The organism is Ruegeria profundi, from assembly GCF_020171505.1.
GTDB lineage: Bacteria > Pseudomonadota > Alphaproteobacteria > Rhodobacterales > Rhodobacteraceae > Ruegeria > Ruegeria profundi.
Genome location: NZ_JAIUZS010000008.1, coordinates 165,812 through 180,696, shown reverse-complemented (window position 1 = coordinate 180,696; position 14,885 = coordinate 165,812). Strand labels below are relative to the sequence as shown.

Below are 14,885 nucleotides of genomic sequence, written 5' to 3'. Positions count from 1 at the left end.
GAACGTTGTCTTTACAACAGGTGGGCCGCTATGGCTTGGGCCCACCTGCGCGTAAGGATCAGGTTCCGCAGATTAGACGGCGAACATCAGCAGCAGCGAGACCAGGAATGCGAAGATCCCCAGAGCTTCTGCAAACGCGATACCGATGAAAAGGGTTGCGGTCTGCGACGCAGCCGCCGAAGGGTTGCGCAGAGCGCCGGCCAGGAAGTTGCCTGCTACGTTGCCCACCCCGATTGCGGCTGCGCCGGAACCGATTGCTGCCAGGCCTGCGCCGATATGTGCGAGATCGCCTTCCATGATGTTTCTCCTTACGAATTGGAAGTTTCGATGTTGGGTTATCGTTCCTGTGCTCAGGGTCGCCCCTGATCAGTGATGCGGATGCAGAGCGTCCTTCAGATAAACACAGGTCAGAATGGTGAAAACGTAGGCCTGGATGAAGGACACGAGGACCTCAAGGCCATACATTGCGGTGATTGCCAGAACGGACACGGGCGAGATCGCGGCAATCGCGGCAAAGCCTGCGAACACCTTGATAACCGCGTGACCTGCCATGACGTTACCGGCAAGACGGATGGAGTGGCTGACAGGACGTACAAAGTACGAAATCAGCTCGATGATCGCCAGGATAGGGCGCAACGCCAGAGGCGCGCTCGACACCCAGAACAGGCTGAGGAAACCAGCGCCGTTTTTGACAAAGCCCAGAACTGTCACAGTCAGGAACACGGCCAGTGCAAGCGGGATGGTCACAGCGAAATGCGACGTGGTGGTGAAGGACATGGGGATCATGCCCAGGAAGTTCGCGCAGACGATGAACATGAACAGGGTCATCACATAAGGGAAATACTTAACACCCTCTTTGCCGCAGATGTCTTCCAGCATTTTATAGATAAAGCCATAGGCCAGTTCAGCCACCGACTGCATGCGGGTCGGAACAATCGCGCGCTTTGAGGTCGGCCAGATCAACAGCAGCACGATGGCCACAATCGCCAGGAACAGCCAAAGCGTCACGTTGGTAATCGTGAACATGCCCACCGCACCGTCTCCGAACAACGGCTTGACAATGAACTGATCCATCGGGTGAAAAACCAGGCTGCTGCCCTCTGCTGCGGTGGTCTCAGTTGCCACGTTCAGTCCCTCTCGTCCTTTTCGGCAGCCGTCGCCGCCGCTTGTTTCTCTTGAACCTCTTTGGCGCTGCGGAGCATAACCTTCACCCCGGCGACAAGGCCCAGCAATGTAAACAGCACCAGAAAGATCGGGATCGTCCCGAGCAGGCTGTCCAGCCCGTAACCGATGCCAAATCCGATCCCCAGACCGGATACCATTTCGATGACCATCCGCCAGGCAAGCTCGCCCCCGGACACGTCAGCATCTGCGCGGGTCTCGGGCTTTTTGGCCTTTTTCGCCGCTTCGATCTTGGCCTCAAGCTGCGCCATACGCTGCTTTTGGTCATCATCAGTCACGGGCGTTTTCCTCGCACAGTCTTGGGCTAGGTGCTAAGGTGCAAGACGCACAGAGTCAACGGCCTTAAAGGTCGGAAATGCCGCAGGTTAACGGACTGATTTTAATATGTTTTATGGCACTTCCGCCCAATCGTGAGTTCGATCGCCCGCAGGGGTATCACCTGAAAGGCAGGATTCAGTATATTCAACCAAATGGTTGACCAAACCGGGGCGCTGTGGTTCAGCGGTTGCATGTCCAATGATCTCGACACCGTGTTTGCGGCCCTCGCCGACCCTACGCGCCGCGCCATCCTCGCGATGCTGCTTGAGGATGACATGGCCGTTACAGACGTGGCCGAGCCGTTCGAGATGTCGCTGGCGGCAATCTCGAAACATCTGGTGATCCTGACCAAGGCCGGGCTTATCTCTCAGGAAAAACGAGGCCGTGTGAAATGGTGCAAGCTGGAACCTGACGCCTTACGCGCGGCCTCGGTCTGGATGCAGGGGTTCGGGCAGTTCGAACCGGTCAATCTGGACGCGTTCGAACGGTTTCTTGAAATCGAGCTGCCCGCCTCTGACGACCCCTAGCCCCAATCAACGCACCGCGAAGACTGAAACGCTGGCATGATTGGCCAGATACCCTGCGTGGCTTGAAAAGATATAGTCGGTGATCCGCGGGGCGTGGGTTCCGACAACAATAAGGTCAGCACCGATTTCCTCGGCGGTGCGCTTTAGGTCACCGTCCACCTCAACCGCAACATCGAGCGAATGGATATTGCGAAAATCAACTTCGGCTCCACTACTTTCAGCAAGCTGATCCGCAAACGCGTTCAACGCTTCGCTTATCGCCGTGTCCGTCAGGGCAGGATCACCGGGCTGTGTGCCGGTCACGGTGACAAGAGTAATCTTGGCGCCCTGCCATTTTGCAACTTCAGCCGCGACATCGGCTGCCTTGCGAACTTCGGGCGGCAGATGCAGGTCAACAGGGAACATGATATGGGCGTACATGGCGAAATCCTCCTTGATCCAGACCTAGGGGACTTCGCCAAAGGCGACCTTGATCTGTCTCAACGGTAGGGTCTAGTCCTGCACTGGCTCTGCTGCGGGCCTTGGTTGATCGTGGGACTTCAACAGCAGAACAAGCGCGATAACGGTCAGAAGCGCCCCAACGAAAACAATCAAGGTTGGCCATTGCTGACCCAGACCGACCTCCCACAGGATCACCCAACTGGGCGTCAGGTAGGTATAAGCCATCACCTTTGCCGAAGGCAGGCGCAATGCCGCGAACTGAACCAATACAAAACTGACTGCCGTGGCAAAGATCGAGACGTATAAAAGACCGACCCAGACGATCAATGGCAGGTTTGTCCAATCAGTCGCCCGTATATCGGACCAGCCATAAAGGGTCAGCAACACACACCCCGCGACCAGCGTTCCAAACGTAAATACGACAGCCGGTTCACCCCTGTTCAGTTTGCGCACCATCGGCGTATAGATCGCATGGGCCACGCAGCCCCAGAAATAGATGATCTCTCCGCCGCCGATCTCGAACGCTACAAACGCCTGCCAATCTGCACGGAAAATGACCCAAAGCGCACCAACCGCGCCAACGGTCAATGCCAAAGCCATCCTTGGTGTCGTGATTTGCCGCAGCAGCACCCAACCCGCCACGGCGGATAGCACCGGGGTCAGAGTAAACACAGCCGCCGCACTGACGGGTGGCGCGGTTTTCAATCCGTGGAACATCAGCACGAAGTAACTGGCAAACAGCCCACCAAGCACCACGTATCGCCACGGTGCCTTTGCCGCGCTGCGGGGCAGACCAGTGGTCATCCCGGCAGCCACCCCAATCACAACCGAGGCGATCAGGAACCGCGCTGCCGTGATCGCCTCGGGCGCGATCTGGTTGGCGATCAATGACCCCAGCGAAAAGCTGCCGGCAACCAGCGCCGAAAAGACCAGCATCGCAAGATGGCCCTGGGCTTGAGGTGTCAAACCACCCACTCTTTCACGCGGGTTTTCAAGAACGTCAGGAACGCCTGAACCTTTGTGGTCCGATGCAGGTCGACATGCGTCACCAGCCACAGCTTACCGGACCATTCAGGCAAACTGTCTATTACCTCTTGCAAGTCGGGACTGCGGGCCGCCTCCCATCGTTCCATGAACCCGATACCTGCCCCCGCCAATACCGCCTGCCGCATCGTAAAATTGTTCGAGCATCGGAAGGTAATCGCGCTCTCTGGCACATTTTCACGCAGCCAGCGAGAAAACGGCGCCCGACTGTTTTCATCGTCATTTCCGACGAAGTGATGGTTGGCGAAATCTTCGATGCTCGAAGGAACGCCGTGCCGCTTGATATAATCTTTGCTGGCGTATAACCCCATCTGCTGGGTCCAGAACGGTTGAACAACGTTGTCCGGTTGATCCGGTGCAGCCCCAGCGCGGATCGCCACATGAGCCTCGCCGTATTCCAGGCGGAACAACCGATCACCTGTCAGATAGCGCACGATTACACTGGGGTGCAGCTTCTGAAACTCGCTCAGCACAGGCACGACCAAAGGCGCCAGCGAAGACAGCGATGTCACGACCAACTCACCTGCAACATCATCTCCCCGGCCTTTCATACGGCCAACAAGTTGGTTGAACTGATCCTCGGTTGCTTGCGCCACACGCAGCAGATCTTCACCAGCTTCGGTGGGTGTGTAACCACGGGCATGACGCTGAAATAGCTTGACGCCCAACCGCGCCTCGATCGAGTCGATGTGGCGGATAACGGTAGCGTGGTGAACGCCCAGCACCTCGGCCGCGCCGCTAACGGTTCCCATGCGGGCCACTTGGTAAGCGGTTCTCACTTCATCCCAATTGTCCACGCCATCACCAACACTGTGCAATTTCCAACAATACCTGTTGATATATCCGACTTTTGTTCAATCGCGCAACATTCATATACGACCATAGAGTAAGTTTTGTTAACCCAAGGATCGAAGAGATGACCAAAACTATCCTGCATATCGACGCCTCCGCCCGCCGCGAAGGTTCCACCAGCCGTGACCTGACTGACCGTATCGTCAAGCATCTGGGCGCCGGTCGCATCATCCGCCGCGATCTGGCAAAGCCGCTGCCCCTTCTGACCGAGGACTGGATCAACGCCAATTTCACGCCGGCGGATCAACGCAGCGATGCGCAACGCGACCAGCTGGCATTGTCCGATAGCCTGGTGAATGAGCTTCAAGATGCCGACACGATCGTCATTGGCTTGCCCATCTACAACTTTTCAGTTCCTGCGGCTTTCAAAGCCTGGATTGATCTGGTCGCTCGCGTAGGTCTGACATTCTCGTACAGTGAAAATGGCCCCAAAGGTCTGTTGGAGGGCAAGCGCGTGGTTCTCGCCATCGCATCGGGCGGCACGGCAGTCGGGTCCGAGATCGACTTTGCCACCGGCTACGTCCGTCACATGCTTGGGTTCATCGGTATCACCGATATTGAAATTGTTGCCGCAGACTCGATGGCGATAGACGCCGAAGCCGCGTTGAGCAACGCTCATAAGGCCGTGACCCAACTGGCTGCCTAAACGAAATCTGGCCTTTGCGCCGGGAAACGTCCAGTCTGCGTCTGAAACAGAATTCGCAGGCTGGGCGTTTATCATGAAGAAAATTGGCATTCTGGGCGGCGTGGGCTGGGCCTCGACCGTGGATTACTATCGGGCAATCGCCCAGGGCGCAGGCCAGTACTTTGCTGAACGCGGGCATGGGTCTCCGCTGCCTGTCCCGCCGATGACCATCGAATCTGTAACACAAGCCAAAACCCGTGCGTTGCGCGGCGTGGCCGGGGATGAGGGCAGCTGGGCCGGGTTTGACGTCGTCTTTCGCGAAGCATTGCTGACACTGGAACGTGCCGGATGTGATTTCGGAATAATTGCCTCAAATACCCCGCATGCCAGGCTACATGCGATCAGGCAGGGTGTCTCGATGCCGATCCTCAGCATCTTCGACGCCACGGCCCGAGTTACTGCCGCAACGGGCGCGTCCAAAGCGCTGGTCTTGGGGACAACCGTCACGATGCAGGCGACCGACTACGCCGACCAACTGGCCCAAGAGGGCATTACAGCCAATGATCGCTTACCCGCGGCTGAGATCGCCGAAATGCAGGCCATGATCGACAGTGAGTTCTATGGCGGTGCCTCAGCGGCTGCACGCAACAGGTTGCTGACCTATTGCAACAGACATGCAGAGCCGGGAACCGCCATACTGCTGGCCTGCACAGAATTACCGCTGGCGTTTCCGGATCATCTCGACGACCCGGTTTTCGAAGCTGATAGGCATCTTTTCGTCAATCCATCGGCGGCTCATGTCGCAGCCGCCCTGAAAGAAGCACTTCAGGGTTGATCAATGCAGCCAGCGAATGTCGCAGCCGATCTTGTCGAAAAATGCCATTAGGTCTGTGCGCGCCAACGCCACCGTGCGGTCATTGACCAGGGGGTGCATGTAAATGACATCCGCCTGCTGCGCTGCCGCGTCCATGAAGAAGCTGACGTTGTTTTGCACCCCGTTGATCATGGCAAGCGGGCTGACCGCGCCGGGACGAATACCAAGGTTCTGCATCAACCGATCCGCCGAACCAAACGATAGATTGCCCACCCCGAGTTCAGCACCCAGCGTCTTGAGATCAATCTCGCGGCTCTGCTCCAATGTCACGAGGTAGTTCCGTTTTTTCTTGTTTCGCAAGTACAGGTTCTTAAGGCGCAGGGCATTTTCGCCCGGCACCATAAACTGATCTTCGGCCGCCTTTGACTCTTCAACCGTGCGCAGTGGAACATGGGTGTGCAGACGGTAGGCCAGCCCCCAGCTATCCAACTGCGCCAGCAGCGCATCAGAACTGAGCGGCAATGTATCCTGAAAAGTCGATGATGCGTCCATGGGAACCTCCTGCGTGTTCCGGTCGTCATGACGAATACGCGGCCGCGATGCAAGCAGGCTGCAGCGCACATGGTTGACTCTGACATCGATCCCGCCTAGAGACCCCTCAAACATCCGGAAGCGTCTGATCTTCCGGTCCCTTGAGTCGTTCAGGGATCGCCCCCCACCAGCGAGTTTCGCCCGTGGGGGCAATTCCATTTGGCTTTACCCCACGTCTAATTCTGTGGGAGGGGCAATTGTGTATTTAACCGGTGTTTCCTACCTAGGAAGTGCCACGAGATAACCGGCTAAGGAGGCCGAAGGCATGTTTGAAAATCTATCCGAACGCCTCTCTGGCGTCTTTGACCGGCTGACCAAACAGGGTGCTCTGTCCGAAGTAGACGTGAAGACCGCCCTGCGCGAAGTCCGCGTAGCTTTGCTTGAGGCTGACGTCTCGCTGCCGGTTGCGCGCGAATTTGTCAAGAAAGTTCAGGATCAGGCCACTGGTCAAGCTGTCACCAAGTCAATCACCCCCGGCCAGCAGGTCGTCAAGATCGTGCATGACGCGCTGGTTGATACCCTGCGTGGCGAGGAAGACCCCGGCAAGCTGAAGATCGACAACCCGCCTGCCCCGATCCTCATGGTCGGACTGCAAGGTTCGGGTAAAACGACCACAACCGGCAAGCTCGCCAAGCGCCTGAAAGAGAAAGAGGGCAAGAAGGTCCTGATGGCCTCGCTGGACGTTTACCGCCCGGCGGCGATGGATCAGCTTGCGGTTCTGGGCACGCAGGTCGGTGTCGATACGCTGCCGATCGTTCCCGGCCAGAAACCGGTCGACATCGCCAAACGCGCCAAACAGCAGGCGACGCTGGGCGGTTATGACGTCTACATGCTCGACACCGCGGGCCGTCTGCATATCGACGAAGTGCTGATGGACGAGGTTGAGCAGGTCCGCAACGCGGTTGATCCGCGCGAAACCCTGCTGGTCGTCGACGGCCTGACCGGTCAGGTCGCCGTTGAAGTGGCCGAGGAGTTCGACGCCAAGGTTGGCATCTCAGGCGTGGTCCTGACCCGGATGGATGGTGACGGGCGCGGCGGTGCGGCGCTGTCGATGCGCGCCGTGACCGGCAAGCCGATCCGCTTTGTCGGTCTGGGCGAGAAGATGGACGCGCTCGAAACCTTCGAGCCGGACCGGATCGCCGGTCGTATTCTGGGCATGGGCGACATCGTTGCGCTGGTCGAAAAGGCCCAGGAAACGATGGAGATGGAACAGACCGAGCGCATGATGAAGCGCATGGTCAAGGGTCAGTTCAACATGAACGACCTGAAAATGCAGCTGGAACAGATGATCCAGATGGGCGGCATGCAGGGCATGATGGGCATGATGCCGGGCATGGGCAAGATGGCCAAGCAGATGGATCAGGCGGGTCTGGATGACAAGATCCTGCGCCAGCAGATCGCCATGATCCAGTCCATGACCAAGAAAGAACGCGCCAACCCGCAACTGCTGCAAGCAAGCCGGAAAAAACGGATCGCGGCGGGTTCGGGCATGGAAGTCAGCGACCTCAACAAGCTGATCAAGATGCACCGGCAGATGTCGGACATGATGAAGAAGATGGGCAAGATGGGCAAAGGCAAGATGCTGAAACAGGCCATGAAAGGCATGTTCGGCAAGGGCGGCCCCAGCCCTGAAGAAATGGCCGCAGGTATGGACCCCAAGGCTTTGGAACAGGCAGCCAAGGCGATGGGTGGCAAGATGCCCGGCGGACTGCCCGGCATGGGCGGTGGCATGGGGTTGCCTCCGGGTCTCAGCGGGTTCGGCAAGAAAAAGTAAATGAACACCCTCACCCCTCATATCCCCCGGCTTGAGACCCAGCGCCTGATCTTGCGCGCGCCGTCCGAGGCTGATCTGGACGCGGACGCCGCGTTTTTCGCCAGCGATACTGCGAAGTATGTCGGCGGACCTCTGCGCCGGGATGAAACATGGCGGATCATTGCCCTGCATTTTGGTCATTGGGCTCTGCGTGGCTTTGGTTATTGGAGCGTCGATGAAAAAGACACCGGTGCCTATGTCGGCCGAATCGGGTTGTGGTTCCCAGAAGGTTGGCCCGAGCCGGAAGTGGGTTGGACCCTGATGACCCACGCCACTGGGAAAGGCTATGCGACCGAGGCGGCTCTGGCAGCACGCACCTATGCCTATGATATGTTGGGATGGGACACGGCAATTTCGCTGATTGACCCGGACAACAACGCCAGCAAGGCCGTGGCACAGCGTTTAGGTGCGCAGTTCGAGTATCACTATGACCACCCGAAATTCGGTAAATCCGAAATCTGGCGGCACCCTTCCCCGGCCGATCTGGTAAATGGCGGAATCGAGGCGTACGCATGACCACGTTCACCATCCCGACCATTGAAACCGAACGACTGATCCTGCGGGCACCTCATGCGGATGACCTGCCGCGAATGACTGCGTTTTACGCGTCCGAACGCAGCCATATTGTCGGTGGGCCGCTAAACCCTGCTGAGGCGTGGGGCTCGCTTAGCCGTCGCCTGGGGCATTGGATGCTGAAGGGTTATGGATTGTGGCACCTGAGCGACAAGGCAACCGGAGCCTTTGCAGGCTGGGCCGGCATTATCGATGTTCCGGGTTGGGATGAGCCCGAGATCGGCTGGACCGTAATGGATGAGGCCGAAGGAAAGGGGTTGGCGTTCGAGGCAGCAATCGCTGCTCGGAACTATGCCGCGCGCATTCAGGGTCTGAATGGCGTGATCAGCTATATCGCGCACTCTAATGACCGTTCGCGTAATTTGGCCGAGCGGCTGGGCGCAACCTACGAACGCGAAGGCGAAGTTGTAGGCGAGCCCTGCCAAGTCTGGCGGCATCCCAAGATCGACATTTCCGAACCTGCTTTGATCTCTGAGAGGACCGGCCAATGACCAACCCCGTGACACAGGCTGCCACGCTGTTGAAAGACCACCGCGACAGCATTGACCGGCTGGACGCGATCCTTGTCTATACGCTGGGCGAGCGGTTCAAGCACACGCAGGCTGTAGGCAAGCTCAAGGCCGAACACGATCTTCCCCCGTCCGATCCCACGCGCGAGGCTGCGCAGATCGCTCGGTTAGAAGACCTGGCGAAACAGGCCGATCTGGATCCTGATTTCGCCAAAGCTTTTCTGAATTTCATCATTCAGGAAGTCATCCGACACCACCGGAAACATCAGGAATAACCCGTCGTTTCCACGAATACCAAGAATACCCGGTCCGCGACCGGTCACGCCATTCAAAGGAGATACCACCATGGCAATGAAAATTCGTCTCGCCCGCGGCGGCTCGAAAAAACGTCCTTTCTATCGCATCGTAGCGGCGGACAGCCGCATGCCGCGCGACGGCCGTTTCATCGAGAAACTTGGCGTTTACAATCCGCTGCTGCCGAAAGACAGCGAAGAGCGCGTGAAAATGGACATGGAGCGCATTCAGTACTGGCTGGATCAGGGCGCACAGCCGACCGACCGCATCGCACGTATGCTGGAAGCCGCCGGCACCCGCGACAAGGCCGAACGTAACAACCCGCAGAAAGGCACCCCGGGCAAGAAGGCGCAGGAACGCGCTGAAGAGAAAGCTGCAAAGGCTGCTGAAGCTGCCGAAGCGGCGGCTGCACCTGCTGAAGAAGCCGCAGCTGAAGAGTAAGCAGGCGGGCGCGTGCAGGGTCAGGCTTTTACCGACGATTTCCGTACGCAGTTCAATCTGTTGATGCGGCTCCGGCGCGACGTGCGCCGGTTCCGCACCGATCCCGTGGACGAGGCTGTGCTGATGCGCTGCCTCGACACGTTTCGGCTGGCCCCGTCCGTAGGCCTCAGCGAGCCGTGGCGCGTTATTCGCGTCGATAGCCCAAACGCTCGTGCTGCGGCGCTTGAAAATTTCCAAACCGCAAACGCGCAGGCTTTGGATGGGTATTCAGGCGAAAAAGCAAGAATTTACAGCCAATTGAAGCTGTCCGGAATGCAAGAAGCGCCGGTGCAGCTGGCAGTCTTCTGCGACGATGCCACTGACAAGGGGCAGCGCTTGGGCGCCGGAACCATGCCCCAGATGCGGCATTACTCAGTCGTTTGTGCCGTAACTCTTTTCTGGCTCGCCCTTCGGGCAGAGGGGCTGGGGCTTGGCTGGGTGTCCATTCTGAACCCCGAACAGTTGGCGCGTGACCTGCGCGTAGCCGATAGCTGGCGCCTTATTGGCTATTTCTGCATCGGCTGGCCCGAAGACTTTTCCGACACGCCAGAACTGGAACGTGTCGGCTGGGAAGACCGGGAAGACGCACTGCCGATCGAGGTGCGTTGAGGATGTTTGGCCTTATTCGACTTCCCATACTGCTGATGATCGCATTTATTGTGGGCGTGTTCTTTGAACGCTCGAACCAACGTGAAGCATGCGAGCTGCGCGGTGATTGGCAAGATGGGCTATGTGTGACGGTGGACAAGCCAAATGAGTGATCTGATTTGCGTGGGCAGCATTGCGGGCTCTTACGGTGTGCGCGGCGAAGTACGTCTTAAAAGCTATTGCGCGATCCCGGAGGATATCGAAGCCTATTCGCCCCTGACGGATGAAAGCGGGGCCGAACGCTATCCTCTGGTTTTGACCCGCCCGATCAAAAACGGCTTTGCCGCTCGGATGGGCGGTGTTGAAACCAAAGAAGAGGCGGACGCCCTCAAAGGGTTGCGCTTGTTCGCACGTCGCGCGCAACTGCCATCGCTGCCGGATGACGAATTCTATCACACCGACCTGATCGGGCTTGAGGTTTATGACACTGGCGGCATTCTGTTGGGCAGGGTTAAATCGGTGCAGAACCATGGCGCGGCGGATCTGCTGGAGTTGCATGGGCCGGGTATGAAAGCCACCGTATTGTTACCCTTCACACGTGACGCCGTGCCAACCGTCGATCTGGACACAGGCCGCATCATCGCCGACCCGCCAGAAGGGCTGATCTGATGCGGCGGGTTTTGCTGCATTTGGGGCTGCACAAAACCGGCACCACTGCGGCGCAATCGTTCCTCTACGACAATCGGGAACTTATCTGGCCGCATTTTTCGCTGGCACTGCCCTATCGCACCCGAAAGTCCGGCCTGTCGCAAGCGGCGATCAGCCATTCCATCTATGGTACGGTTGGCACCCTGTCCGAGTTCGGCGCGCGGCTGCGCGCGTTTTTCGACACGCTGGATTTCGCCACCCGGCGCGGGTTGATCGTCAGCGAGGAAAACTTCGCGGGCCTACGTCCCAGCCGCAACATCGAACAGGGCTATGCCGCCACTCCAGAGCTTGCCGCTTGTCTGGTTGATGCGGTCCGTCACCGCTTTGCCGGGCAAGAGGTTCAGATCACCATCTACCTGTCTTTGCGCCAGCGCGGCAGTTGGTTGCGCAGTCTTTGGGCGCATGATCTGCAGCGCATGCGTCAGGTGCTGGATTTTGAAACGTTCAGGTTGCGCATGGATCATCTGCCCTCTCTGCAACACACGGTGGATCAGATCCGCGATAGGCTGCCCACCGTTACCGTAACAACAGGCTGGCTTGAAGACTTGCAATTGCAGCGCTTTGGCACTGGCACGCCATTTGCCGAGTTTTTGAACCTTCCGCGCGACAAAGCCAGACTTTTGGTGCCGCCGTCCAAGGTCAATACCCGCCTGCCCGAAGACGTTCTTCTAGAACTGCTGGATCTAAACCGTTCGCGTCTGGACGAGGCCGCCCTGATCGCGCAAAAGACGGCGACAATTGAACGCGCAAAAAAGGCGCTGATCGGCACGACATGACAGAAAAGCCCAGCAAATCCCACGGTCGCAAGGCGATCCGCCCGACCCTGAAACCGCGTGAGCTCTTGACCCCCACACCAGACCTGCACGGCGTTTGGAAAGCGAAGGTCATCACCCTGTTCCCGTCAGCCTTTCCCGGGGTCCTTGGCGAAAGCCTGACAGGCAAGGCGCTGCAAGAGGGGCTGTGGCAGCTGGAAACCGTCGATCTGCGCCAGTTCGGCATCGGCAAGCACCGCAACGTAGACGACACCCCTGCGGGCGGTGGCGCGGGCATGGTGCTGCGCGCGGATGTCTTGGGCGAAGCGATCGAACACACGATGGCCGGTGTGCAGGGGAACTGGCCGCTGATCTATCTCAGCCCGCGTGGTCGGCGGATGGACCAGCGTATGATGCAAAACCTTGCCCGCTGTGATGGCATGACCCTCCTGTGCGGCCGGTTCGAAGGCGTCGATGAACGGGTGCTGGAACATTACGGCGTTCAGGAGGTCTCGTTAGGAGATTTCGTCATGACCGGTGGCGAGATCGCGGCCCAGGCACTAATTGACGCGACGGTGCGGCTGATCCCGGGTGTACTGGGTAATCAGGCCTCGGCTGAAGAAGAAAGCTTTTCCTCGGGCCTGCTTGAGCATCCACAATACACCCGCCCCGCCGAATGGAAGGGCCGCGCGATCCCTGATATCCTGATGTCCGGTCATCATGGCCGCATCGCCGAGTGGCGGCACGAGATGTCGGAACAGATCACCCAAGAAAGACGACCTGATCTTTGGGATAGCTATCGCAAAACGCGGGGCTAGCCCCCCGCTTTCCAGCGCGCCCAAGTCTCGGGCTGTCCGTTGAACGTGTTAATATCCACCCTGCCCTGCACGCCCGGCACCAGCCCGGTGCCGGTATATTGCCAGAACCGCCAGGATGCCTTGGGGTAGACATTGCGCGGATGCCCCGCGACAGAGCGCAGCCAGAATTCGGTTCCGCGCAGCCGATCAATGTCTGTGTCGGCGTGGAAATCCACGGTCGTATAGACAATCGGACGACGCCCGTAATGACGCTCGAGAATATCGAGGAACCGCTTTGCTTCGGCGCGGACCTTTGCCCCGTCAGGGCGTAGCCGACAGGTCTTGGAGTGCGGCGTCCATTCCATGTCAAGCACGTGGGGCAGATCTGCGCCCTTAGGAACGTTCTTTATGAACCACCGCGCCTGTTCATGCGCAGGGCGGCAGAAATAGTAATAGTGGTATGCACCCCAAGGCACCCCAGCGGCCTGTGCGCCACGCCGATGGTCATCGAACATGGGATCGGCGACGTCGCCGCCCTCGGTCGCTTTGATAAAGACGAAACTGACACCCGAGGCTTTGGCCTTGCGCCAGTCGATTGGCCCCTGCCATCGCGACACGTCCAACCCGTGTACCGGATAATAGCCGGGGTGCCGCCCATCCCAGGCGTGCGGATCAGCGTCACCGAAGGCCGGGTATATGACTGCCGGGGACGTTGTGCGCAAAAACGCTTTGGCCTCGACCTGTTGTGGCGGAGGGGTGCCGCGACCGCAGGACAGCACGGCAAAGGCGATAGCTGTCAGTATCAATGCTAAACGCATGATCTGTTCCTGTTTTAAATGTCTGCTCTTATAATTGCTTTTCAGAATGCCTGATCAGACCAATAAGGCAACGGGCCAGAGTCCAATCGGCGCAATCCCACCGCCCAAACCTGAAAAACGTGGCTTTTTTGTCTTGATCACTGATCGCAAAGCCCGTAAATGAGCGCAATCCGGTGCCGCGAGACGCGACTCCGGTGTTTTGGTTTGCATCGTGGCGCAGCGCCCGGTTTTCTTCAGCCATGGCGTGTCAGGGCGAACCGAACCAAAGGAACATTCGATCTGACCTCTGGCGGGCTGTTCGCAGGACCCGGTAGAAGACCAAGAGCTCTCAGGCCGTGCTTAACTTCGTGAACAAACCACGAGCATATAGGAGTAACTGCGATGGACCTGATCGCACAGCTTGAGGCGGAACAGATTGCCGCCCTGGGGAAAGACATCCCCGATTTCAAAGCCGGTGACACCATCCGTGTCGGCTTTAAAGTGACCGAAGGATCGCGCACCCGTGTGCAGAACTACGAAGGTGTCTGCATCGCGCGCAAAGGCGGCAATGGCATTGCCGGTTCGTTCACTGTCCGCAAGATTTCGTTTGGCGAAGGCGTGGAGCGCGTGTTCCCGCTGCATTCGACCAACATCGACAGCATCACCGTTGTCCGCCGCGGTAAAGTTCGCCGCGCCAAACTCTACTACCTGCGCACCCGCCGTGGTAAATCCGCGCGTATCGCAGAGGTTACCAACTACAAGCCCAAGGCTGGCGCCGAGGCGTAAGGAGCGGAAAGATGAAAAAAGACATCCATCCCGACTACCACTTCATCGACGTCAAAATGACCGATGGCACCGTGGTTCAGATGAAATCGACCTGGGGCAGCGAAGGTGACACGCTGTCACTTGAAATCGACCCCTCTTCGCACCCCGCCTGGACTGGTGGCTCGTCCCGCCTGATGGACGCCGGCGGCCGCGTGTCCAAGTTCAAGAAGAAATACGAGGGTCTGGGCTTCTAAGCCTGACTTGGTTCAGATGCCAAAGGCCGTCCTTGTGGGCGGCCTTTTTTTATGCACCGCTCCCGCTCAGACATTGAATGCTGGCGCGGATACTGTGGTCCAATCCTATCGCGACACCATGGTGCGTCGGATGCTACACTGGCCTGGAACATCCCCTCAGC

At 58.4% G+C, this 14,885-nt stretch carries 23 protein-coding genes; 15 read left to right on the top strand and 8 right to left on the bottom strand.

Annotated features, from left to right (window positions below):
• Nucleotides 1-72: 72 nt before the first annotated feature.
• The 3 genes from LCM21_RS17680 to LCM21_RS17670 form a co-directional block, all read right to left on the bottom strand.
• A complete protein-coding gene (locus LCM21_RS17680) occupies nucleotides 73-297 on the bottom strand; it encodes a F0F1 ATP synthase subunit C (RefSeq protein ID WP_005981269.1) in 225 nt (74 codons plus the stop codon).
• 69 nt (nucleotides 298-366) lie between these two features.
• The gene (locus LCM21_RS17675; RefSeq protein WP_068339167.1) at nucleotides 367-1,125 is read right to left on the bottom strand and encodes a F0F1 ATP synthase subunit A; all 759 of its coding nucleotides are present in this window, start codon (nucleotides 1,123-1,125) and stop codon (nucleotides 367-369) included.
• Between the two features lie 2 nt (nucleotides 1,126-1,127).
• Entirely contained in the window at nucleotides 1,128-1,460 is a 333-nt protein-coding gene (locus LCM21_RS17670) for an AtpZ/AtpI family protein (protein WP_068339170.1), read from the bottom strand.
• A gap of 231 nt (nucleotides 1,461-1,691) precedes the next feature.
• Between LCM21_RS17670 and LCM21_RS17665 the strand changes: the two genes are divergently transcribed.
• Nucleotides 1,692-2,027 carry an ArsR/SmtB family transcription factor gene (locus LCM21_RS17665; RefSeq protein WP_068339528.1) on the top strand — a complete coding sequence of 112 codons (336 nt, stop codon included), beginning with the start codon at nucleotides 1,692-1,694 and terminating at the stop codon, nucleotides 2,025-2,027.
• Between the two features lie 6 nt (nucleotides 2,028-2,033).
• Here the strand turns inward: LCM21_RS17665 and LCM21_RS17660 are convergent, their stop codons facing one another.
• The 3 genes from LCM21_RS17660 to LCM21_RS17650 all read right to left on the bottom strand — a co-directional run bounded on the left by LCM21_RS17660 (nucleotide 2,034) and on the right by LCM21_RS17650 (nucleotide 4,309).
• Entirely contained in the window at nucleotides 2,034-2,447 is a 414-nt protein-coding gene (locus LCM21_RS17660) for a universal stress protein (protein WP_224891778.1), read from the bottom strand.
• Nucleotides 2,448-2,519: 72 nt separating this feature from the next.
• Entirely contained in the window at nucleotides 2,520-3,434 is a 915-nt protein-coding gene (locus LCM21_RS17655) for a DMT family transporter (protein WP_224891777.1), read from the bottom strand.
• Nucleotides 3,431-4,309 (bottom strand): LysR family transcriptional regulator, encoded by an 879-nt coding sequence (locus LCM21_RS17650; protein ID WP_224891776.1) that lies wholly within the window; start codon nucleotides 4,307-4,309, stop codon nucleotides 3,431-3,433. Before LCM21_RS17650 ends, LCM21_RS17655 begins: the two co-directional genes overlap by 4 nt.
• A 119-nt stretch (nucleotides 4,310-4,428) precedes the next feature.
• On the opposite strand from LCM21_RS17650, the gene LCM21_RS17645 reads away from it, so the two are divergent.
• Together LCM21_RS17645 and LCM21_RS17640 are read left to right on the top strand one after the other, a co-directional pair.
• The gene (locus tag LCM21_RS17645; protein ID WP_224891775.1) at nucleotides 4,429-5,010 is read left to right on the top strand and encodes an FMN-dependent NADH-azoreductase; all 582 of its coding nucleotides are present in this window, start codon (nucleotides 4,429-4,431) and stop codon (nucleotides 5,008-5,010) included.
• 73 nt (nucleotides 5,011-5,083) lie between these two features.
• Nucleotides 5,084-5,824: an aspartate/glutamate racemase family protein gene (locus LCM21_RS17640; protein ID WP_224891774.1), complete on the top strand. Its 741-nt coding sequence runs from the start codon at nucleotides 5,084-5,086 to the stop codon at nucleotides 5,822-5,824.
• Here the strand turns inward: LCM21_RS17640 and LCM21_RS17635 are convergent, their stop codons facing one another.
• Nucleotides 5,825-6,355, bottom strand: a complete 531-nt coding sequence (locus tag LCM21_RS17635) for a prolyl-tRNA synthetase associated domain-containing protein (protein ID WP_224891773.1) — start codon at nucleotides 6,353-6,355, stop codon at nucleotides 5,825-5,827.
• Nucleotides 6,356-6,659: 304 nt separating this feature from the next.
• On the opposite strand from LCM21_RS17635, the gene ffh reads away from it, so the two are divergent.
• From ffh to trmD, 10 genes are all read left to right on the top strand, one after another.
• Complete coding sequence (gene ffh / locus LCM21_RS17630; protein ID WP_224891772.1) at nucleotides 6,660-8,168, top strand: signal recognition particle protein; 1,509 nt, start codon at nucleotides 6,660-6,662, stop codon at nucleotides 8,166-8,168.
• Entirely contained in the window at nucleotides 8,169-8,723 is a 555-nt protein-coding gene (locus LCM21_RS17625; protein WP_224891771.1) for a GNAT family N-acetyltransferase, read from the top strand.
• A complete protein-coding gene (locus LCM21_RS17620) occupies nucleotides 8,720-9,271 on the top strand; it encodes a GNAT family N-acetyltransferase (protein WP_224891769.1) in 552 nt (183 codons plus the stop codon). Before LCM21_RS17625 ends, LCM21_RS17620 begins: the two co-directional genes overlap by 4 nt.
• Entirely contained in the window at nucleotides 9,268-9,564 is a 297-nt protein-coding gene (locus LCM21_RS17615; protein ID WP_068339190.1) for a chorismate mutase, read from the top strand. Before LCM21_RS17620 ends, LCM21_RS17615 begins: the two co-directional genes overlap by 4 nt.
• Nucleotides 9,565-9,634: 70 nt before the next feature.
• Nucleotides 9,635-10,024 carry a 30S ribosomal protein S16 gene (gene rpsP / locus LCM21_RS17610; RefSeq protein WP_068339193.1) on the top strand — a complete coding sequence of 130 codons (390 nt, stop codon included), beginning with the start codon at nucleotides 9,635-9,637 and terminating at the stop codon, nucleotides 10,022-10,024.
• Nucleotides 10,025-10,036: 12 nt separating this feature from the next.
• Nucleotides 10,037-10,672, top strand: a complete 636-nt coding sequence (gene bluB, locus LCM21_RS17605; RefSeq protein ID WP_224891768.1) for a 5,6-dimethylbenzimidazole synthase — start codon at nucleotides 10,037-10,039, stop codon at nucleotides 10,670-10,672.
• 2 nt (nucleotides 10,673-10,674) lie between these two features.
• Entirely contained in the window at nucleotides 10,675-10,824 is a 150-nt protein-coding gene (locus tag LCM21_RS17600) for a hypothetical protein (protein ID WP_224891767.1), read from the top strand.
• Nucleotides 10,817-11,320, top strand: a complete 504-nt coding sequence (gene rimM, locus LCM21_RS17595) for a ribosome maturation factor RimM (RefSeq protein ID WP_224891766.1) — start codon at nucleotides 10,817-10,819, stop codon at nucleotides 11,318-11,320. The genes LCM21_RS17600 and rimM overlap by 8 nt, the downstream gene beginning before the upstream one ends.
• The gene (locus LCM21_RS17590; protein ID WP_224891765.1) at nucleotides 11,320-12,135 is read left to right on the top strand and encodes a hypothetical protein; all 816 of its coding nucleotides are present in this window, start codon (nucleotides 11,320-11,322) and stop codon (nucleotides 12,133-12,135) included. The genes rimM and LCM21_RS17590 overlap by 1 nt, the downstream gene beginning before the upstream one ends.
• Nucleotides 12,132-12,929 (top strand): tRNA (guanosine(37)-N1)-methyltransferase TrmD, encoded by a 798-nt coding sequence (gene trmD / locus LCM21_RS17585; RefSeq protein ID WP_224891764.1) that lies wholly within the window; start codon nucleotides 12,132-12,134, stop codon nucleotides 12,927-12,929. Before LCM21_RS17590 ends, trmD begins: the two co-directional genes overlap by 4 nt.
• Here the strand turns inward: trmD and LCM21_RS17580 are convergent.
• Nucleotides 12,926-13,726, bottom strand: coding sequence for a glycoside hydrolase family 25 protein (locus LCM21_RS17580; RefSeq protein WP_224891763.1), 801 nt, complete (start codon nucleotides 13,724-13,726; stop codon nucleotides 12,926-12,928). The two genes, trmD and LCM21_RS17580, sit on opposite strands and share 4 nt — an antisense overlap.
• A gap of 381 nt (nucleotides 13,727-14,107) precedes the next feature.
• Between LCM21_RS17580 and rplS the strand changes: the two genes are divergently transcribed.
• Nucleotides 14,108-14,491 (top strand): 50S ribosomal protein L19, encoded by a 384-nt coding sequence (gene rplS, locus LCM21_RS17575; protein ID WP_068339209.1) that lies wholly within the window; start codon nucleotides 14,108-14,110, stop codon nucleotides 14,489-14,491.
• 11 nt (nucleotides 14,492-14,502) lie between these two features.
• A complete protein-coding gene (gene rpmE, locus LCM21_RS17570; protein ID WP_068339212.1) occupies nucleotides 14,503-14,724 on the top strand; it encodes a 50S ribosomal protein L31 in 222 nt (73 codons plus the stop codon).
• Nucleotides 14,725-14,885: the final 161 nt, after the last annotated feature.